The organism is Mucilaginibacter koreensis (assembly GCF_054783355.1).
Map to the genome: position 1 here is coordinate 3,355,348 of NZ_BAAGQS010000001.1, position 19,938 is coordinate 3,375,285.

A 19,938-nucleotide genomic window follows, 5' to 3' on the forward strand; every position below is an offset into this window, starting at 1 on the left:
ATGTTATTATTTTGATGCCGGTGAATAGTGTAGCCTTGGTTAGCTTTTTACCATCACTTCATTAATTACGCGCTCTAAATCTTCTAAATCAAATGGCTTGGCCAGGTAGGTTTCGGCACCAGCATGATCGGCCAGAAGCTGGATGTCACTATTAGCTGAGAAATAAACTACCGGTATATCGCGCAGGTTCTCATCCTTCTTTAAGGTTTGAGTAGCCACAATGCCGCCCGAATCCGGAATCCAATTGTCCATCAAAATCACATCCGGGTTAATTTCAGATACCTTTTCAGTAATATGATTACAATCAGTAAAGGTGTGCACCTCCCAGCCTTGTTCTTCTAATATATATGAGCAAATGGATAGGATATCCTCGTCGTCGTCAAAAATTACAACTTTTTTATTGGTAGGGGTATTCATAGGATCATTACCACGCTTTATCAGCATTCATACAAAGCTAATAAATAAAATAAATAATTAAATACTAATTAAATTTTCAACAGCAATTTAAGCTTTTCATCAGCTATTCTTTTCTATCCACTGCTTAAATTTTACAAAAGTTTCATTGGCTGCCGATATTACTTCAGCTTCATCGGCAGGGTGCTGCGCCTGTGCGTTCAGCGCAGTTTTGAACCTATCCCACATCTCTCCTGAGGTTTCGCCATAACCGTTGAAAAATGATAAGCCATTGCCTTCAGGTAACTGTAGCTGCTTTGCTATCATTTTGCTGATGATTTGTCCGCCTAGGGTAGATCCCTCAATTACATATAATGCGCCAAATGCCTGCAGGTAGTTTTGCAGCAGGGGTAAATCGGCAGCGCTGGCTTTAGGCTGTATAGTGCCGCCCAGCGCTGTAATATCTTCGGCCAAGGCATCAGTTTTACGGCGCTCACTGTAATCGCGCAGATGCGAGGTGCCTATGTGGTTTTTGATGGTATCTTCCAGTCCACCAAAGTAAGTATAGAATAATTGCAGCAGGTTAATGTATTCGGGTACGGTGCGTATGGCCTTCATGCGCAGCACCAGTTGTTTTTCCAGTTGCTGGTGGTTGGTATCAGTAGCAATTTTCAGTTGTTCGGCTAATATCATGTTCTTTTACGGGTAGGTGTAAACGGCTGTAAAGGTAGTGGTTAATACTTGATAACAAAAGCAGATAGGCTTTGAAGTATAATTTACAAAAAGTGCCTTGAATGCAGATGATAATAATGAGCTGAGCTAAATAAACCTACTTCGCAATTAACTATAAAGCAATAAATAATAAGCGCGTACTCTTAAATATTATTTGTGGCATAATAATCGCAATATGTCTGCATTACAGAAAGCTATGTATACATTTAAATTACCTTCCATTAACCTAAAACCTGTTAAAAATAAATTTAAAGACAAGTTTAATGAACTGGCCAAAGGCGGCTTTGAGCAGATATTTAAGCGAATTGACCAATTGGGCATCAAAAAGGGAGTTGACCAATTGGGGTTGGATAAATTTATTAACCAGTGTGCCCTGCTGGCTGCCGGTTCGGGCTTACTTACAGGTACCGGCGGCGTGGCCACCATGGCCGTGGGTGTGCCGCTGGATATGATCAATTTGATTACGCAGCAGTTCAGGGTAACCATGGCTGTATCTTACTACCACACGGGTGCCTACAAGGTTTCGTTTGAAGACTTCTTTAAAATTGTAGCGTCTTCGCTCAAGGTAGATGCCGGCATGACCGTAAGCAAAAAAGTAATGGAAGAGGTAGCCGAAAAATTGATGGTTAACATTGGCTCCAAAACTGCCGAGCGATTGGTGCCGGTAGTAGGCGCCGTCATTGGTGGTTCGGCCAATTATTTGTTCATTAAGCGGGTTGGCGAATCGGTGAAGGGGATGTATCCAAAAGCGGGTAAGGTGATTAAGATATAGAAAATAATACCTGACTATACATCATATCTTATATCATTTCGACCGTAAGGAGAAATTTTCTTCGAGTGATAGCACTGCAGCAGACTGGCTTGGCGGAGAAGATTTCTCCTTACGGTCGAAATGGCAAGTTTGATAGTTGTTTATTGAAACTACCGCTCATTCTCCGGAAAATCGGCGCTGAATGTCAAATCTTTCCAAGCTTCAAAATTATCCTTTAGCATATTGTTCTTTTCAATAGCCATATTATATGCCATTTCTCCGAGTAACAGGCGCAAATGTGGCGTACCTTGCTCTACTGCATCAATAATGGCCTGGCTGCCGCGTACCGGGTCGCCTACCTGCTTGCCGCTGCCTTCCAGGCTGGCGTTCATGCGTTTGCCTACAGTTTCTTTATAATCGTCTAATTGCGTTTCGGTGCGGCTGGTAGACCGGCCGGCCCAGTCGGTACGGAATGGCCCAGGTTCAACCACTAGTACTTTAATACCCAGTGGCGCTACTTCCTGTGATAAGGACTCTGATAAGCCCTCAACCGCAAATTTGGTAGCATGGTAAAAGCCGGTAGCTGTAAAAGCCCGCAAGCCACCTATTGAAGAAAAATTGACAATGGTGCCCGAGCGCTTTTCGCGCATGACCGGCAAAACAGCCTGGGTTAAACTCACCAACCCGAAAAAGTTGGTTTCAAACTGTGCCCTGATTTTTTCTTCCTCCCCTTCTTCAATACTGGTAAAATAGCCATAACCGGCGTTGTTGACCAGTACATCTATTTTGCCAAATTTTTGCTGCGCCTGTGCAACTGCTGAAGCAACTTGTGCTTTGTCGGTTACATCTAAAGCCAGTACCAGGGCATTATCAGTATAGCCATCTGCCAAATCTTGTATCTTAGTGGTATCACGTGCAGTAATTACGGCGTTGTAACCTTTCTGCAAAATGAGTTTTACCAGCTCTCGGCCAAAGCCGGTAGAGCAGCCGGTAATAAACCAAACCGGTTGAGTTGTATTTTCCATAGCTGAAATAAGTATATGATATAAGTTTAACTGAGGAACAACAACCATGCTAAAGCCGGTACAAAAATGATATGCATGGTAACTTGACACCGGTGTGAATAAAAACCTTTACAACAACTGTTAAACCTGCACCGCAATCTGGTGTTAAACCCATATTAGTACCGGGAATTAGTTACTTTTCGGTTTTATTTAAAGCGTAATGAAAAAACTTCACTACATTATTATAATCATTACAACGCTTGCATTTACGCAACATGCATGCGCACAGGATGCCCGTTCATTGGTTAAAGAAGGTACAGAACTTAGCAATGCCCATAATTATGCAGAGGCGATAAATAAATATAAAGCTGCTTTGCAGTTGGAACCCAACAATGCTACGGCTAATTACCAGTTGGCCTTTTCATTAAACGCCGCAGGTAAAGGGCAGGAGGCCTTACCGTATTTGCAGAAAGTGATACAGTCAACTGCTTCGGCCGGGGTGCGTAGCAGCGCTTATGGTTTGATGGCTGGTATCTATGATCAATCCAAACAAGCTAAAAAGGCTATAGAAAGTTATCAGGAAGGTATTCAGCTGGATTCGGCAAGCTATGCCATGCACTATGGCTTAGGGCTGGCTTATTTTCGTAACCACCAGTATGCACAGGCAGAACAAAGTGCCATTAAAGCCCTGCGGCTTGATGCCGGGCAGGCTGATGCGTTCAGGCTGTACGGCTTGGTAACTTTTCATCAGGATAAACGCTTACCGGCACTACTGGGCTTTTGCAGCTATTTGGCCTTGCAGCCCAACGGTACCAAAAGCAACGAAGTATATGGTAACCTGCAAGGCATTTTGCAGGGTGGCGACTTAAAACCTGAGCCTGGCGTAGCCCGCCCCCGGCCTGATGCCAGTACCTTGGCTTTAAACCGGGTAATTACACAATCGGTTGCAGCTATGGCTACCCGCCGATACATTACTGCTGCCGACCAGTTGAGTGCCCAGTTACAGGCCATTTTTGCAGGCGCAGGCCAGCTTGCACCAAAGCAAGCCCGGCAGGATGCTTTTTTCAAAGCGTTGGCTGCGAGGTATGCCCAATTGGCGCAAACGGAACATATGGCGGCCTTTGCACGCTACATAAGGCAGGGAACAGATGCTACTGCCGCCGCCTGGCTGAAAGCACATGCCACGCAGGTAACAGTATTAGAAGGGTGGATGAAAGAAAACAAATTAAATAACTAAGCATAAGGTAGCCAGATTTTGCAGCTTTTTAAGCTTGGTCGTCGGGTAACAGCAGTACAAAGAAGTCGATCACCAGGGAAACAACCTCATTGTTTTTTGTCAGGCCCCAATAAGCCGGATACACGCCGTCGCCGTAGCCTGATTGAAACATGGTAATGTTAAGGTCGGTATCAGGAATTTGAAAATTCACCCAGTTGCCCGGGTCATTGGGGCCTGTTGAGCTTTTTTCGAATTCTGCTTCAAAGAAATCGTCATACATGTTGGCATCAGGGTGCTGCTTAATAAACTCATCAGCAAACTTGTTATAAGCTATTCCTGCCTGCTCATCAAAAAAGCTGCCCAAGCCTGCATCCACCGGGAAACCAAAGAAATCGCTTTCCTCTTTTAATTCCAAAACGTCTTCTCCATCGCGTGTAGCCAGCACCCATTTGTCAGCCGTCTGGGTGCTAAACTCTAATTTAGCAATAGCGTATCTGTCGCCCGAATCTTTTGTTTTGGCAATGTAGATTTTGACAGGGTATTTCCCTGGCTTTACGGTTCTGCTCAGGGGCGGCATATCGGGTGTTACCAGCGGATCGCACACCACAATCTTTCCTGATGGTACCGTAAGGTTGCCAATGTTTAAAACCTCTACCGGTATATCTTCAACAACCGGGTTATTGAAAATTACATTGTAATCTGCATGCGATAGCTTTTCTGCCTGCTTACTTTTCTTTTTAAATAAACCGAACATATCAGGTTGGTTTTAATTGTGATAAGCTATAAATTTAATAAGAATCTAAAAAATTCCAAGTTGCAGGCCAGGTATCTGATTTAAATTTGGCAAATATGCTGCTTTTGCCTGCTTCGCTGAAGTTTAACAATAGCAATCATTTCAATAGCCAAACCCAGACCTGTAATGAAGCCTCTCATGCTATCAGGCAGAGGATAATAGCGGTTTATAACCGGCGTTAAAGTAGTAAGCAATAAACCTGTAATCAGGTACCATAAGGCTGGTTTTGATGCGGGGTAGTGTTTCATTAATATTTGAGTTGATTCAATATTCTTTCGAGTTGCGCTTTGGTAGCATCCAGCTTTTGTTCATCTTTTTTAAATGCACGGGGGCGTACCACAAACCACAATACAGCCAGGTAGGTTAGCATAACAGCATAAACCACATAAAACCACCAAGTGTGCTGATGCAGCGGCTCGTACATGTACAACATCCAGCCTATTGAGCACAGCAACACAATAACTACCATTGTTCTCTTATAATAGCGAAGTTGATTTTGGCGTGTTTGCGCTATGAAAGCTAAAAAATCTGCGTTACTGCAATCATCCAGCCGGTAAAAGCGCCCGAGCGATCTGATATTGGTTACGGCCAGCCACATACCACCAGCTATAATCATGGCCCCGCCTGTATAAGTAGTTACAAGTTTAAACGGCGTTACAAGCAATATAACAAGCATAAGTAAAGACAGCAGGCAGGCCGCTATAATAATCATCCATTTGTTGCGCAGTTTCTGAGAACGAAAGCGCCTGATAAGCCGGTACATCTCAGTTGAACTGGGCAGGCTGTTTGTTTTTGCGGTGTGCCAAATGGCTTTCAAATCATTTAAATTGTCCATTTGCTTTAAATTTTAGTGCCAGCTTCTCTTTAATCCTGTGAATTTTAATACGCACGTTACCACTGCTTAATCCTACAATTTCAGCTATCTCGGCCTGTGGCAAGCCCTCCAGCTCAAGGGAGATGATGATGCGGTCAGTTTCCGGCAGTTCGGCAATACATTGGTACAAAAAGTTTAGTTTGTCCTCGGGCGATTCTTCCCTTACATCAGCCAGGTGCAGGGGCATCTCAGCCGGTGGCATGCGTTTGGCCACTTCCAGTGCACGCAGGCAATGATTGGTGGCAATACGAAAAATCCAGGTGCTCATTTGTGATTGATGGCGAAAGCTGTGCAGGTTTTTCCAAACCGAGATAAAGGTTTCCTGCAACAGGTCTTTAGCCTGGTCGGCATCATTGGTATACCCTAAACATACCCGGAATACTTGCGGGGCATAAAGGTTATATATCGTATCAAAATCTGCCATCTAAATCCAGCAAATTCAGCTGCTGTTGTGCCGGTTTAGATACGGGCATGTAGTAAATGTTACGGTCGTTTAACAGATTTATTAATGCACAATTTGCTTCTTTTAACCCAGTCTATGAAGCAGTGCTTTACCTCACCGTTTAACTGTAGTTGCAATGCTTGCACATGGGTTCACACTTGTTCACTGACTCGGGTGTTCATGAACGTTCACGGGTGTTCACGCCTGTTCACGAGCGTTCACGCTCATCAGGTTTAACTATGAGTAAAATTGTTGATTTTTACTTATGTTGCTAAAATCAGTTATTTAAATGAAAATTCAATTTTCACCGGTTAAATTATACTTACTTAAACGTCATAAAAAGTGTTCACGAGCGTTCACGACACGTGAACGTGAACACCTGGCTGGTTGCAGGTGGTGCATGGTAAAATGCGGGCACCGAAAAGTTGTGGTATGATTTGATAGATATTAGACAGGGCTATAATGCAAGCGGTGGCAGTTGGAGGCCTGCCACCGCAAAAAAAATTTTACTGAGCTTTCGCCAGCGTTTTAAAATCTACCGGCTGGTTATTGCCTTTTACAGGACTTACAAAACGGATAGAGGCATTGGGAACCCGTCTGATTTCGCCGCTGCCCAATTGCACTAAACTAAAAATGCGTTTGCCCATCAGGGTATCGCGCAGGTAAGTAACAGTATCATGGTTCATGGACAGGCCGGCCCGGTACGAGAAAACAACCTGGTGTGAATTGCTGCCCCGTAAATCGCCGCCGGGCAGGCGAGCGGCCAGTTTAGATTGCGCCATTGCACGCCCGGCTGTGAGCGCCAATAACAGGAGGAAAAATGTTTTCATTGGAGGGAGGAGTGTTAGGAGGTAATGTTTAGTTAATTCATGTTAATAGATTTTGTAGGTTATACTGTAGAATACACAAATGTAGTATTCTTAATTTGAATAATAAGCAAGTATTTATACCTGATTTTCTGATATTTATACGTTTGTTAACTTTTTATTTTACTATGAGTTTAAACATCATTTTGTGAATTACTTTATTGAATAAAACAGCAAAGGCGCCGGTAATTACCCGGCGCCTTTGCTGTTTTGTATGTTGCTTATGTGGTTTGCTATTTCTGCCTGAAAAATATTTGTATCGGTACACCCGAAAAGTTAAAGTTTTCGCGCAGTTTGTTTTCTATAAAGCGCTTATAAGGCTCTTTTACATATTGCGGCAGGTTACAGAAAAAGGCAAACATGGGCGAAGTGCCTTTAATCTGCGTAATGTATTTAATTTTCACGTATTTGCCCTTTAATGCCGGCGGCGGATAGTTTTCTATAATGGGGAGCATTACATCATTTAAAGCTGATGTAGCTACTTTCTTGCTACGGTTGGCATACACCTGCTCGGTAGTTTCAATTACCTTCATGATGCGCTGCTTTTCGGTTACTGAGGTGAAAACGATAGGCACATCGGTAAAAGGCGCAATTTTTTGGTGTATCTGCTCTTCAAATACCTTAATGGTTTTGCTGTTCTTTTCAATCAAATCCCATTTGTTTACCACCAGTACAATGCCTTTCTTATTCTTTTCGGCCAGATGAAAAATGTTGATATCCTGTGATTCCAGACCTTCCTGGGCATCAATCATCAGTACAATTACATCGGCTTCTTCCAGGGCTTTAATTGTGCGCATTACCGAGTAAAATTCAATGTTCTCTTTTACTTTGGTTTTTTTGCGCAAACCGGCGGTATCAATCAGCATAAACTCATGGCCGTACTGGTTGTAATGGATATGGATAGAATCGCGCGTGGTGCCGGCAATCGGTGTTACAATATTGCGCTGCTTACCTATCAGGGCATTTATAAATGAAGATTTACCAACGTTAGGGCGGCCTACAATGGCGTACTTAGGAAGGGTATTTTCCTCCGTTGGTTCCTCATCAAAACTTTTAATCAATTCATCCAGCAACTCGCCGGTGCCTGAGCCGGTCATGGAAGAGATATTATAAATTTCGCCTAAACCAAAGCTGTAGAATACGGCAGCATCGTTTTGCTGGGCATTATTATCTACTTTGTTTACCACCACATATACCGGCTTTTTGCTGCGGCGCAGCAGGGTAGCAATCTCATCATCCAAATCGGTAATGCCGGTAGTTACATCTACCACAAATAAAATGGCGGTAGCCTCCTCCAAGGCAATAACTACCTGCTCACGAATGGCAGCTTCAAATACATCTTCGGAGTTGGCTACATAGCCACCAGTATCAATTACGGTGAAGGTGCGGCCCACCCATTCAGCCACGCCGTAATGACGGTCGCGGGTAACGCCGCTCATGTCATCTACAATGGCTTTACGGCTTTCGGTTAAGCGGTTATATAATGTTGATTTGCCCACATTCGGGCGGCCTACAATGGCTACTATATTACTCATGGTTATTCAGAATCAAGAGCCAAGAATCAAGAGTCAAGATATTCATCTGCCTGCTTTTTTCTCTAACTCTAATTTTATCACATTTTTGTTTTATATCTTGATTCTTGGCTCTCGGCTCTTGAATCTATTTTCAGTCCTCATACCCGAATTTCTTCAGGTAATTCTTTTTACTGCGCCAGTCGGCAATTACTTTAACAAACATTTCCAGAAATATTTTTTTCTGAAAAAACTCTTCCATGCTGCGGCGGGCATACGTACCCACAATTTTCAGCATTTTGCCTTGCTGGCCTATTAATATATTTTTTTGCGATTCGCGCTCCACAATAATTTCGGCGCTGATGCGGTAAATATGGTCTTCTTCTTTGAACGCTGTAATTACCACCTCGGTACTGTACGGAATTTCCTTTTTATACTGCTTGAATACTTGCTCGCGTATCATTTCGGCCGCAAAAAAGCGGTCGTTACGGTCGGTAAGGGCATCTTTCTCGTAATAAGCCGGATGCTCGGGCAGGTGTTCCATTACAAAATCCATAATGGCCCTGATGTTATGCTCGTGCAGGGCTGAGATAGCAAAGATGGCTTTTGGGTTTAGCTTTTCTTGCCAGAAAGCGGCCTTTTGCTTTACCGTTTCCTCATCGCTCTTGTCAATTTTATTAATCAATACCACCAAGGGGGCTAATGAGCCTTGTAGTTTGTCAATTACATCAGCTTCGTCATACTTCTCATTTACATCCGTTACCAGCAGCAGCAGGTCGGCATCTACAATAGAGCCTTCTACCTGGTGCATCATGCTTTCCTGCAGGGCATAAGCCGGTTTGATCACGCCGGGGGTATCAGAAAAAACAATTTGATAGTCATCGTCGTTTACAATACCCAGAATGCGGTGGCGCGTGGTTTGCGCCTTTGGGGTAATGATTGACATGTTTTCGCCCACCAAGGCATTCATCAGGGTTGATTTCCCTGCGTTGGGTTTACCAATAATACTCACAAATCCGGCCCGGTGACTCATATAGAAAAAAAAATTAAAATAATATTTGGACTGCAAAGAAACGAATTATATCTTTGCAGTCCCAACAAAAAACAAAAACAGTGCGGGATGGAGCAGTTGGTAGCTCGTCGGGCTCATAACCCGAAGGTCGTAGGTTCGAGTCCTGCTCCCGCTACCCAAGAAACAAAGAAGCCTCAAATCGAAAGATTTGAGGCTTCTTTGTTTATAAATACATTGGATAGGCTTATACTAAAGATATATTAATCTAAGATTAACTTTCGGACGGCGTTCAAAAGTAAATTCATTAGTATTCTCCTCTTTCTACTTTAATCCAAGTATTAAACCATCATACTGCTACCTACTCATTAAAATCCCTTATCCTTTTATCTTGCTAAGTAATTTAAATCAACATTAAAATATTTCCCATTGGTTAAAAATTTAATAATATCGAAAACATACCACTTTTAGGAATGTTTTAATTAAAAAAGGAGGTAATCATGTTAGCTATGAATTATCGAGGCCCATTTAGAATTAGGGCCGACCGGGACAAGCCTGTCCCCCAAATCCAACATCCCTTTGATGCTATTGTACGAGTCACGCGGTCACTGATTTGCGGTTCTGACTTGCACTTGTATCATGGACTGGTGCCAGACACCCGGGTAGGAATGACCTTTGGGCATGAGTTTACGGGCGTGGTAGAAGAAGTAGGCTCAGGCGTACAGAAACTTAAAGTTGGCGACCGGGTACTTGTGCCTTTCAACATTGCCTGCGGTACTTGCCCTTTCTGTAAACAAGAGTTGTATGGCAACTGCCATGAGTCAAACCCTGAGGCTACGGCAGTAGGCGGATTTTTTGGTTATGCACATATCGCAGGGGGATATGATGGCGGACAAGCGGAATATGTCCGTGTACCTTTTGCAGACGTTAGCCCAACTGTAATCCCAGATGGGATGGACATTGAAGATGCCGTACTGCTAACGGATGTTGTACCAACTGGCTATCAGGCGGCTGAAATGGGCGGCATCAGAAAAGGTGATACCGTTGTGGTTTTTGGTGCAGGGCCCGTTGGTATTATGGCAGCAAGGTGTGCCTGGCTATTTGGAGCCGGAAGGGTGATTGTGATTGACCATATTGATTACCGGCTGGAGTTTGTTAAAAAATACGCTTATTGCGAGGCGTACAACTTCAGTGAAATGGATGACCCTGTTGTATTTCTGAAAAAACAGACAGATTGGTTTGGTGCCGATGTCTGTATCGACGCTGTAGGTTGTGATGCCGCAGGCAGCGCTATGCAAACTATTACGGGGAAGAAGTTACTCTTACAGGCAGGCGCAGCAACGGCCTTGCACTGGGCCATTAATTCAGTTAAAAAAGGTGGTATTGTTTCAGTAGTGGGTGTATATGGCCCACCATTTAACATGGTGCCAATGGGGAGTTTGATGAACAAGGGGATTACCCTGCGTGCCAACCAGGCATCAGTTAAAAGGCTACTGCCAAAGCTAATAGATCACGTGATGGCAGGACGATTGAATCCTAAAGGCATAATTACACATCGTTTGCCGCTGGAAGAAATATCGGATGCTTACCACATATTTTCTGCCAAGAGAGATAATTGTATCAAACCACTTTTAATTCCACCAAGAGCCGAAATGGCTTAACTAAATTTGTTATGGAAAAGATTAAAAAAGAGCCGGATCAAATCTCTGGCATTGATAGAAAAATAGCAGATGTATCCAAAGACCATATTCCTGGCTGGGGCATAGATGCAGATCCTGAAAATGATCCTACATACCCCATGAAGCACTGGAATGGTGCAGATTACCAACGGATCAACTACGAAAAACCTCCGCAGCAACGCGTAAACATGGAGATATTGCATTCAATTGAACGACCAGGTATTACCCGCGTTTTCGGCACTTCAACGCCACCCATTGGCTTAAGCGGCAACATCAGGCGCTGGGCATACAAATACAGCGAAGCAACAACCGCGCATTGGATGGGGCTGATACTGGCAGACCGCGTGAATTCAGTAGAAGGCATTATTGATGATTTTACGAGGGGAACCATACCTGATCTGTTCAAAGAACGAGGCTGGTCTGCTGAATGGAAGTATAACAGGCAGGGATTTATAAAAAGTGCGTTAACCGGGGTTTTGATAACCACGGCTCTTATAGCCTTATTTACTTCTAAATCCAAAAGGTAAACGGAGTGATACAGAAAGGCTACGTAATGTCGTAGCTTTTCTGTATAATACATTTCAAATTAGGCGTATTAGTAATGAAAAAAGGGAAGACAGTTCAAGCAAAGTTAATCGCCTATTTAGTAGTCCTAAACAGATAAAACCAGACCGATTAGATAATTAAGTAACTTTAAGTTTAACAATTAATGATTCGATAATCGTCTTATTGTGGCTACTCAAGTAAAAAAGCCTCTTAGAGAAATCTGAGAGGCTTTTTTGGTTATATCCTACAATTAAAGGCAATTTTTAAATTTGTTCAAAGGTAAAGCTTTGAACATTAGTTCTTTGCTTCATATACTGTTAATAGCACTATAGGAATATCATTTACCTTTTGTGGTTAGGTCTACCGGCAGGCGATTGATGGGCTGCATACGAATATTACGGTAAAAGATCTCAGCCCCTTCAGACTGTAGCTGGATCTTGCCTTTTGCCATTGGGCTGGTAGTGCCGTTGTCAATCTGGCTGTTGTGATACAACACCATGGCAACTTTTCCGTTGAGAACGTGGATGCTGGTATCGCCATGGCAATATAGGTCAAGCGTATTCCACTCGCCAGACGGTTTTTCATCGCCCGCCTGCTTTATGCAATGCCTGCCGTTCTTGCTTTTGTCGCTAAAAGATAACAAAGGGCCATTGGCATCATAAACGTAGTCGGTTTCACTTCTTTTAACAGCTGGTATATCAGCTGCGCCGCCAGCACAGCCCCAATAATCGCCGCAATTTCCTTCCTCTACCTGAAATTCCTGCGCACGCATCCAGGCCATGTAATCAGCACCAAACTTGCCAACCGAGTGGTAAAGTAAACCGCTATCCTTTTTGTTGCCCTTTTTCTTCTGGCCCCAAAGCAGTTTACCCCATTTGAATTGTAATTGAAGGTGGTAATTCTCATACTCCTGCTTGGTAGTAATTGCACCCCAGTTTTCTCCCGATATTCTGATGATCTTTTCACCATTCTCATTAACAATGGTGAATACTTTACGCGGGTCATTGTTCAAGCCTAAAGGTGTTGCACTTAGTGGCTTGCCATTATCATCCAGGTCGGGGCCAAGATACGTATCCCAGCCGCTCAAATCTTTACCGTTAAACAGATTCACCCAGCTGTCTTTTTTTACTGAGGTGAGTGACAGGCATAGCATGCCGGCAAAAGCGAATAAGAAAAAAATGTGTTTCATGGTTAAATAATCGGTTAAACGAATATACCACTATATGATGCATTATTTAAGGGGCATTAAGTAATAAAGTGATTACTTAATGCCCTACCTGTTACATAGCTTACAAGTAGCTGAAATCCATTTGCTGCCAACGATTTTATATGAAGTAAGAGTAATAGATAGCCCCCGTTGTAAAGCCACTACTTAATTATAAGGTGAACTGGTAAAAGTTGCCATTGCGGCCAAGTGGTTTACTGGAGGCAATATTTAAGTTCAAGCTCCTTTAAGCGCCCTTTTCTAATTGCTTTTTTAGCCAGATAATTAAAAAGTGGTGCTGCAATTTTTTGTATGCCGACCATTTTAGAGTTATTTAAATAAACGAACAAAGCCAGGTCTGTTAAATTTTTTGGTGTTCCTGCAGCACTGGCCAAGCCATCTGTGGCCAGCCCTTTTGATATCAGCAGCGCATTTTCAAAGTTTTTATTGCCCGGGCTTACCGTTACCCTGATTAAACAATCGTTATCTGAAGTATTGTGAAAGTAGTGCTTTTCATTAGGCTGAATGGTTACTTTATCGCCTATGTTTAATTGCTGAATCCGGTTGTTTAATCCTACTTCAAGAGTTCCTGTCAGTACTTCAAAACTTTCAGCAAACAGGGTGTGGTAATGCCATGGTGTTTTCTCTCCCGGAATGATGTTGAATTCAACCACACTTTCGCTATGAGTATCTGCTGAATTGATCAGTTTAATATATCCTTGCGTTTTCATATAATTTGAGTTAAGATGTTATCGGGTTGAAGATTTATTGATGAGTAAGATAGCGCCAACAGTAGCGCATACCATAATGGCAGCCATATGGGGTATGGCCTGTACAATGCCGTTATAGTTTTTGCTTAATACAATCAGCATATCGGCAATCGGAATCAGCGTTCCTGCGGCCAGCGTAATTCCTAAAGCTTTGGGTTGTTTAGTAAGTACAAGAAGACAAATCAGCAAACCTGAAAACACATCACGAATGCCTTTGATGTAATGAAAAGAGTAGTCGGCATGCTCATTGAAGTGTATCCCGTAACCAGCCTCTGCTGTTTCGGGTGCCAACAGAAACCGGGTGCCGATAAAAAGCATTCCTAACCCGGTTAGAAAAGCAAGTGCCATAGAAATTTTGTGTGTCATGATTATATGTTTTAAATGATGACACAAAATTCCATATCCCCCAGCCGGCATTCATGCACTTGGGTTAACAAATCACTTTTCAGCAAAAATTCTTTTGCGGATACGGCTAAGTGATTGGGGCTTTACCCCTACATAAGATGCAATATGATATTGGGAGATTCTTTGCAGTAGAGCAGGGTGCTTATCTAAAAATTTTTCATAGCGCAGCTCAGGCGTATCTGTATAAAACGAGCTGAGGTCTTGCAGGGTTTGTATAAATACCTGTTCAATCACCAACCGGCCAAACCGCTCGGCCCCGTTCACTGAACTGTAAAACAGTTGCAAATCATGATAAGAGATTTGCAAAATTTCACAGTCTTCTAATGCCTGAATGTTTTTTGTTGAGGGCAATTGCGGAATAAAGCTTTCATAGTTACAAATGAAGTTGTTTTCCTGGGCAAAATCGTAAGTTTTATCCTCGCCGTCATGATTGATATAATACCGCAGGACGCCCTTGTTGACAAAGCCCACCTGTTTGCAAATTTGTCCTTCTGCTAAAAAGAAGTCTCCTTTTTTGTAAGCTTTTTCTTTAAATAAAGAGCTGACGGTATCTTGTTCTGCCGGGCTTAATGTTATGATCTGTTGTATGCTCTGAAGCAGGTTATAAATAATAGCAGGCATCGATTTGAAATGATTATCAGCAGCAAAGGTTTAAAATTATATGCATATCAGTTCAGTATACAGCTGGAGTGATGTGAATATAATTCGATTTGCTTACTAATAACGTTTTATTTTTTGGCAAATCCTTGGGCGGTCAGTTTGAAGCCCTGCAAGTTCATATGATACTGGTTTTGAAACATAGCGGCAATGCTTTGCCGGTAGGCAGCCTGGGTATTGGCTTTTATAGTTTCCTGATAGCCTAAAGCCAGTATTACGGTTTGCAGTTTAAGTTCCTCACCCAATTGAGCCCGCGTGGTGGCTGAGCTAAATTTAGGGTTTTGAGCAATAATACTTGCGGCCTGCACCCGTACGCCACGCTCCATAGTTGGGGTTACCTGGCTGTCTTGTACGTTATTTACAATCTGGTAACCAGCCACCAGGAGGCCCGCCAGTGCATCCGCCAAATTGTTGTTGTGCAGGGCAGATGTTTTCAGCATTTGCTGGTATACCTGATCATAATCGGCTTTACCCGGCCCGAAAGTCGCCTTCAAGGTTTGAGCGCCCTGAGGGCTTTGGCTTTGCAGTCGCCTGGCAAAACTGGTAACTACCTGCTGCCGCAAGGCTGGTGTAGAACTGTAAGCAAAACTGGTTTTAGCAGGAGCTGCTGACCGACCGCTGGCTTTATTGCCGTAAGCAAGATTGCCTATATTGCCTGTCCAGCCAGCCATCAGCGTAGGATCAAGCGCCATAATAGGGTCCTGTGCATAAGTGCAATGGGCGGTAAAAAGCAAAGCACTCAGCAGCGCGCCGGCCACTATCTTGATGAGCTGTTTCATATTAGTAAATGAAGTATTGTGCAAATCAACCATTAGTTAAACTCTTATTCAAGTTCCGTTACTTATCAATTTAATATCTTAAATGTTAAAATGTTTGCATTTAAAATGCTGTTAACCAATGGTTGTGATACTTTTAAGTAAGCAATTTTGTGCTTAAGCATAGGGTACGCTTGTGCCATTTAACCAATCCTTAATATTACCGCAACATTCAGCGCAGGTACACCGCCTATTTTCGCAGCAAAAAAACGGATGAAAAAATTATTACTCAGCATTGTTTCAGTTTTGCTGATCGGCACTTTGGCCAAAGCCCAGGAAAGTCATGTGGTATTGATCAGTATTGATGGCTTACGCCCTGAGTTTTACATGGACCCTTCCTGGGGTATGGTGAACGTCAGGCAGGGCATGAAGGCCGGCGCTTATGCTGAAGGCGTTCGGGGCAGCTTTCCTACAGTAACATATCCTTCTCACACCACCATTGTAACCGGGGTACTGCCGGCCAAGCATGGTATTTATTACAATACGCCCGTAGAGCCGCTGGGTATATCGGGCAAATGGTTTTGGTATTATAAAGATATAAAGGTACCCACCTTGTGGACAGCTGCCAAAGCGGCCGGCTTAACTACAGCAGGCGTGAGCTGGCCTGTTACCGTTGGTGCACCTATTGATTACAATTTGCCCGAGTATGTAATATTACCCAAGGGCAAAGGTGAAAAGAAAGATGAGATCAAAGCCCTTTACGAAGAGTCGAACCCTAAAGCATTATACCAGGAAGTACAGGATAACGCCATTGGTAAATTCGGCGAGTATGGTGCCAGCTTCGATTTTTATAACAGCGACCAGAATAAAGCCCGTATGGCGGCTTACCTGATACGCCGGTATAAACCTTCATTTTTAGCTATACATATTGCCTTAACCGATCACTTTGAGCACGAAGAAGGCCGCGATGGGGATAAAGTGCGCTCAACCGTAGCCGGAGCTGATGCGGCGGTTAAAACCATTATAGACGCCGTTGAAGCTGCAGGCCTGCGTAAAAATACCACCTTCATTATCACCGGCGATCATGGTTTTGTTAACATTCATACCCAGGTAAACCCAAATGTACTATTGGCACAAGCCGGTTTGTATAATGATGCACATAAAGAAGATTGGAAGGCCTATTTCCAGGCCAGTGGCGGCTCCGCCTTTCTGCACTTGCGTAACACAAAAGATAAAGCCACGCTCGAAAAAGTAAACCAAGCATTAGCTGCTTTGCCTGATGGCGTCAAAAAAACGTTCCATATACTGGATAAAAAAGCACTGACCGCAGCCCAAGGCGACCCGAATGCTGCCTTAGCCTTGGCGGCTTATCAGGGTTTCAGTTTTGGTGCTAAAGCTACAGGCGAACTATTGACCGCAGCCAAAGGCGGCACGCATGGTTATCTGCCTACCGATTTTAAGGAAATTCAAACCGGTTTTGTAGCTTTTGGACGCGGCATCAGCCCTCATGTGGTAATACCGCAATTGGGGCAGGAGGATATTGCGCCACTCATTGCTGGTTTGCTGGGGTTGAAGCTGCAAACAGATGGTGTGCTTTATCCCGGTCTGTTGGTTGCAGAAAAGAAATAAAAGCAAGTTTAATCCGGATATATAATCGCAAGCCGCTAAAAATAAATTAGCGGCTTGTTTTGGTTAATTAATGCTGGTAAACAATTAATTAAAAACTAATTCTCTGACGATAAGTTATTTATTCAATATTAAATACGCATACATCGCCATGAATGAAAAAGACAAAATGAACCGCCGTACCGTAATCAGCGGTTTAGGCGCAGGCCTGGCCGCCGCCGCAGTAGCGCCGGTTATGTCAGCCTCGGCAGCGCCGGTTAGTGAGCCCGCAGCACCGGCAGGCTTGGTTGACCCAACCACCAAATATCCCAGACCGCCGTTTAAAAGCCAGTCACAACCCTGGCCTGGGCTGGTAAGCCAGATGGACCCACGGCCAGATCATGGTGAAAAAAGTTATAAAGGCTCGGGCCGTTTAACCGGCCGTAAAGCGCTCATTACCGGTGGCGACTCTGGCATGGGTCGTGCCGCTGCCATTGCCTACGCACGCGAAGGCGCTGATGTAGCCATCAACTATTACCCTACCGAAGAGCCGGATGCACGCGAAGTAATTGCTTTAATAAAAGCCGAAGGCCGCAAAGCTGTAGCCATTCCCGGCGATTTGCGCGACGAGGCTTTTTGCAAGCGTTTGGTGGATGAAGCTGTACAAAAACTGGGCGGATTAGATATACTGGTAAGTAATGCCGGCCGCCAGCAGGCGCACGATTCGATATTGGATATTACCTCGGAGCAATTTGACTGGACAATGAAAACCAATATTTATGCGCCTTTCTGGATCATTAAAGCCGCCCTGCCGCACATGCCGCCGGGATCTGTAATCATTGGTACCACTTCGGAACAGGCTTATGACCCTACGCCCGATTTGTACGATTACGCCCAAACCAAGGCCGCTACCATGAATTACGTAAAATCATTGGCTAAACAATTAGGGCCTAAAGGTATACGGGTAAATGGCGTAGCGCCAGGCCCCATCTGGACTCCATTGCAGGTAAGCGGTGGTGCCAGTCAGGAAAAACTGCAAAAGTTTGGTGGTCAAACACCGCTCGGTCGTCCCGGTCAGCCGGCTGAGTTAGGTTCTATATATGTACAGTTAGCCGCTAACGATGCCAGCTTTGCCACCGGCCAGGTATATGGTGCTGCAGGCGGTGCCGGGCAACCATAAGATTCTTGACATGAACAGCAGAAAGCCGCTTAATTAATTATTGAGCGGCTTTTTTGTTTAAACCGAACCAAAGAGGTTTATTGTTCATATTTATATCGAAACCCAGCTTAAGCCCATATCAATAACAATAGCTAATATTGCCGATAAATATATACCCGCATGAAAGCTCCTTTACTCATTATTGACGACGAGCAAAAGCTAAGTCAGCTACTGGCCCGTATTCTGCAACTGGAAGGTTATCAGGTATGGCAGGCTGCTACAGCTAAAGAAGGTTTGAAGATTTTAACGCAAGAAGAGATTTTTGTGGTATTGAGCGATGTAAAGTTGCCCGATGCCAATGGGGTGGAACTGGTAAAAACCGTTAAAGACAAATCGCCCTATACAGAAGTAATATGTCTGACAGCTTATGGCACTATTGCCGATGGCGTAACAGCCATCAAAAACGGAGCTTTTGATTACATTACCAAAGGTGATGATAACGACCGGATACTCCCCCTGGTAAGTAAAGCCACTGAAAAAGCAGAGTTGCAATTTAGGCTCTTTCAAATGGAGCGCAAACTGATAAAGCGCCACAGTTTCGAAAGTATCATCGGGCGTTCCAAGCCTTTGCAACAAGCCATAGAACTGGCTAAAAGGGTATCGGTAACCGATACTACCGTTTTACTATTAGGCGAAACCGGTACAGGTAAAGAGGTATTTGCCCAAGCCATACATTATAACAATAATCGTAAACAAAAAAGTTTTGTGGCGCTTAATTGCAGCGCCTTTAGTGCCGAGTTGCTGGAGAGTGAATTGTTTGGTTACAAAGCAGGCGCTTTTACCAGTGCTACCAAAGATAAAAAGGGCCTGATTGAAGAAGCAGATGGTGGCACCCTATTTTTGGATGAGATAGGCGAAATGAATATTGATTTGCAGGCCAAATTGCTGAGAGTATTGGAGGCAGGTGAGTTTATTAAACTGGGGCAAACTAAAACCCAAAAAGTAAATATCCGCATTGTAGCGGCTACTAATCGTAACCTGGAAGAGGAGGTGGGGAAAGGAAATTTCAGGCGTGATTTATTTTACCGCCTTTCCATATTTGCAATCACCCTGCCTTCTTTGAATGAGCGCACTGAGGATATCCCGCTGTTGGCGGCGCATTACCTGAAAGAGTTTTCGGCCAAAGTGAACCAACAGGTAAATCATATAGATGATGCCTTTATGGAGCAGCTGAAAGCTCATCGCTGGAAGGGTAATATCCGGGAGCTGAAAAACCTGATAGAACGGGCGGTAATCATCTCCAACACTTCAACTTTAACTGCTGACTTGTTACCATTTGATTTTATTAATGCACCTGTACAGCAATCAAACAGTTTTGATTTGGCCGTAATAGAAAAGCGGCATATTGCTTATGTACTTAACCATACCCGAGGTAATAAAACTGAGGCTGCGCGGTTGCTAAACATAGGTTTAACTACGCTTTACCGTAAAATTGAAGAGTATAAACTGATAGTTTAGGCAAAAAGTTACCCTACCAAAATGAAAATTAACCCTTCCATTTTGGTAG

The 19,938-nt window shown here is 43.7% G+C and carries 22 protein-coding genes and 1 tRNA gene; 8 read left to right on the forward strand and 15 right to left on the reverse strand.

What is annotated here, in order from left to right; genetic code table 11:
* Nucleotides 1–39 precede the first annotated feature (39 nt).
* Both ACYVNW_RS15000 and ACYVNW_RS15005 read right to left on the reverse strand, forming a co-directional pair.
* Nucleotides 40–444 (reverse strand): response regulator, encoded by a 405-nt coding sequence (locus ACYVNW_RS15000; RefSeq protein ID WP_460680687.1) that lies wholly within the window; start codon nucleotides 442–444, stop codon nucleotides 40–42.
* Between the two features lie 72 nt (nucleotides 445–516).
* Complete coding sequence (locus ACYVNW_RS15005) at nucleotides 517–1,086, reverse strand: biliverdin-producing heme oxygenase (RefSeq protein ID WP_460680688.1); 570 nt, start codon at nucleotides 1,084–1,086, stop codon at nucleotides 517–519.
* Nucleotides 1,087–1,300: 214 nt separating this feature from the next.
* On the opposite strand from ACYVNW_RS15005, the gene ACYVNW_RS15010 reads away from it, so the two are divergent.
* Nucleotides 1,301–1,897 carry a hypothetical protein gene (locus tag ACYVNW_RS15010; RefSeq protein ID WP_460680689.1) on the forward strand — a complete coding sequence of 199 codons (597 nt, stop codon included), beginning with the start codon at nucleotides 1,301–1,303 and terminating at the stop codon, nucleotides 1,895–1,897.
* A 149-nt stretch (nucleotides 1,898–2,046) separates the two neighbouring features.
* Here the strand turns inward: ACYVNW_RS15010 and ACYVNW_RS15015 are convergent, their stop codons facing one another.
* On the reverse strand, nucleotides 2,047–2,901 hold the full coding sequence (locus tag ACYVNW_RS15015) for an oxidoreductase (RefSeq protein ID WP_460680690.1): 855 nt from the start codon (nucleotides 2,899–2,901) through the stop codon (nucleotides 2,047–2,049).
* Nucleotides 2,902–3,100: 199 nt separating this feature from the next.
* Between ACYVNW_RS15015 and ACYVNW_RS15020 the strand changes: the two genes are divergently transcribed.
* Nucleotides 3,101–4,117 (forward strand): tetratricopeptide repeat protein, encoded by a 1,017-nt coding sequence (locus ACYVNW_RS15020; RefSeq protein ID WP_460680691.1) that lies wholly within the window; start codon nucleotides 3,101–3,103, stop codon nucleotides 4,115–4,117.
* A 28-nt stretch (nucleotides 4,118–4,145) separates the two neighbouring features.
* On the opposite strand, the gene ACYVNW_RS15025 is transcribed toward ACYVNW_RS15020, so the two are convergent.
* The 7 genes from ACYVNW_RS15025 to era all read right to left on the reverse strand — a co-directional run bounded on the left by ACYVNW_RS15025 (nucleotide 4,146) and on the right by era (nucleotide 9,615).
* Nucleotides 4,146–4,850, reverse strand: a complete 705-nt coding sequence (locus ACYVNW_RS15025) for a DUF4241 domain-containing protein (RefSeq protein WP_460680692.1) — start codon at nucleotides 4,848–4,850, stop codon at nucleotides 4,146–4,148.
* An 80-nt stretch (nucleotides 4,851–4,930) separates the two neighbouring features.
* Entirely contained in the window at nucleotides 4,931–5,137 is a 207-nt protein-coding gene (locus tag ACYVNW_RS15030) for a hypothetical protein (protein WP_460680693.1), read from the reverse strand.
* Nucleotides 5,137–5,724 carry a hypothetical protein gene (locus tag ACYVNW_RS15035; RefSeq protein ID WP_460680694.1) on the reverse strand — a complete coding sequence of 196 codons (588 nt, stop codon included), beginning with the start codon at nucleotides 5,722–5,724 and terminating at the stop codon, nucleotides 5,137–5,139. Before ACYVNW_RS15035 ends, ACYVNW_RS15030 begins: the two co-directional genes overlap by 1 nt.
* Nucleotides 5,708–6,187 (reverse strand): RNA polymerase sigma factor, encoded by a 480-nt coding sequence (locus ACYVNW_RS15040; RefSeq protein WP_460680695.1) that lies wholly within the window; start codon nucleotides 6,185–6,187, stop codon nucleotides 5,708–5,710. Before ACYVNW_RS15040 ends, ACYVNW_RS15035 begins: the two co-directional genes overlap by 17 nt.
* A 524-nt stretch (nucleotides 6,188–6,711) precedes the next feature.
* A complete protein-coding gene (locus ACYVNW_RS15045; protein WP_460680696.1) occupies nucleotides 6,712–7,035 on the reverse strand; it encodes a hypothetical protein in 324 nt (107 codons plus the stop codon).
* Nucleotides 7,036–7,304: 269 nt separating this feature from the next.
* Entirely contained in the window at nucleotides 7,305–8,606 is a 1,302-nt protein-coding gene (gene der / locus ACYVNW_RS15050; RefSeq protein ID WP_460680697.1) for a ribosome biogenesis GTPase Der, read from the reverse strand.
* A 130-nt stretch (nucleotides 8,607–8,736) separates the two neighbouring features.
* Nucleotides 8,737–9,615: a GTPase Era gene (gene era / locus ACYVNW_RS15055; protein WP_460680698.1), complete on the reverse strand. Its 879-nt coding sequence runs from the start codon at nucleotides 9,613–9,615 to the stop codon at nucleotides 8,737–8,739.
* 81 nt (nucleotides 9,616–9,696) lie between these two features.
* On the opposite strand from era, the gene ACYVNW_RS15060 reads away from it, so the two are divergent.
* The 3 genes from ACYVNW_RS15060 (at nucleotide 9,697) to ACYVNW_RS15070 (ending at nucleotide 11,797) form a co-directional block, all read left to right on the forward strand.
* Nucleotides 9,697–9,773, forward strand: a tRNA-Met gene (locus tag ACYVNW_RS15060).
* Between the two features lie 327 nt (nucleotides 9,774–10,100).
* Nucleotides 10,101–11,252, forward strand: a complete 1,152-nt coding sequence (locus ACYVNW_RS15065; RefSeq protein WP_460680699.1) for a zinc-dependent alcohol dehydrogenase — start codon at nucleotides 10,101–10,103, stop codon at nucleotides 11,250–11,252.
* A gap of 11 nt (nucleotides 11,253–11,263) precedes the next feature.
* Complete coding sequence (locus ACYVNW_RS15070; RefSeq protein WP_460680700.1) at nucleotides 11,264–11,797, forward strand: hypothetical protein; 534 nt, start codon at nucleotides 11,264–11,266, stop codon at nucleotides 11,795–11,797.
* Nucleotides 11,798–12,153: 356 nt separating this feature from the next.
* On the opposite strand, the gene ACYVNW_RS15075 is transcribed toward ACYVNW_RS15070, so the two are convergent.
* From ACYVNW_RS15075 to ACYVNW_RS15095, 5 genes are all read right to left on the reverse strand, one after another.
* Nucleotides 12,154–13,005: a 3-keto-disaccharide hydrolase gene (locus ACYVNW_RS15075; protein WP_460680701.1), complete on the reverse strand. Its 852-nt coding sequence runs from the start codon at nucleotides 13,003–13,005 to the stop codon at nucleotides 12,154–12,156.
* A gap of 230 nt (nucleotides 13,006–13,235) precedes the next feature.
* On the reverse strand, nucleotides 13,236–13,751 hold the full coding sequence (locus ACYVNW_RS15080; RefSeq protein WP_460680702.1) for a cupin domain-containing protein: 516 nt from the start codon (nucleotides 13,749–13,751) through the stop codon (nucleotides 13,236–13,238).
* An 18-nt stretch (nucleotides 13,752–13,769) separates the two neighbouring features.
* Nucleotides 13,770–14,156, reverse strand: a complete 387-nt coding sequence (locus ACYVNW_RS15085) for a DUF4267 domain-containing protein (protein WP_460680703.1) — start codon at nucleotides 14,154–14,156, stop codon at nucleotides 13,770–13,772.
* A gap of 72 nt (nucleotides 14,157–14,228) precedes the next feature.
* On the reverse strand, nucleotides 14,229–14,816 hold the full coding sequence (locus ACYVNW_RS15090; RefSeq protein ID WP_460680704.1) for a Crp/Fnr family transcriptional regulator: 588 nt from the start codon (nucleotides 14,814–14,816) through the stop codon (nucleotides 14,229–14,231).
* A 107-nt stretch (nucleotides 14,817–14,923) separates the two neighbouring features.
* Complete coding sequence (locus ACYVNW_RS15095) at nucleotides 14,924–15,631, reverse strand: hypothetical protein (protein WP_460680705.1); 708 nt, start codon at nucleotides 15,629–15,631, stop codon at nucleotides 14,924–14,926.
* A gap of 249 nt (nucleotides 15,632–15,880) precedes the next feature.
* Between ACYVNW_RS15095 and ACYVNW_RS15100 the strand changes: the two genes are divergently transcribed.
* The 3 genes from ACYVNW_RS15100 to ACYVNW_RS15110 all read left to right on the forward strand — a co-directional run bounded on the left by ACYVNW_RS15100 (nucleotide 15,881) and on the right by ACYVNW_RS15110 (nucleotide 19,889).
* Complete coding sequence (locus ACYVNW_RS15100) at nucleotides 15,881–17,236, forward strand: alkaline phosphatase family protein (protein WP_460680706.1); 1,356 nt, start codon at nucleotides 15,881–15,883, stop codon at nucleotides 17,234–17,236.
* A 148-nt stretch (nucleotides 17,237–17,384) separates the two neighbouring features.
* Nucleotides 17,385–18,392 (forward strand): SDR family oxidoreductase, encoded by a 1,008-nt coding sequence (locus ACYVNW_RS15105; RefSeq protein WP_460680707.1) that lies wholly within the window; start codon nucleotides 17,385–17,387, stop codon nucleotides 18,390–18,392.
* A gap of 159 nt (nucleotides 18,393–18,551) precedes the next feature.
* On the forward strand, nucleotides 18,552–19,889 hold the full coding sequence (locus ACYVNW_RS15110; protein ID WP_460680708.1) for a sigma-54-dependent transcriptional regulator: 1,338 nt from the start codon (nucleotides 18,552–18,554) through the stop codon (nucleotides 19,887–19,889).
* The last annotated feature ends 49 nt before the right edge of the window (nucleotides 19,890–19,938 follow it).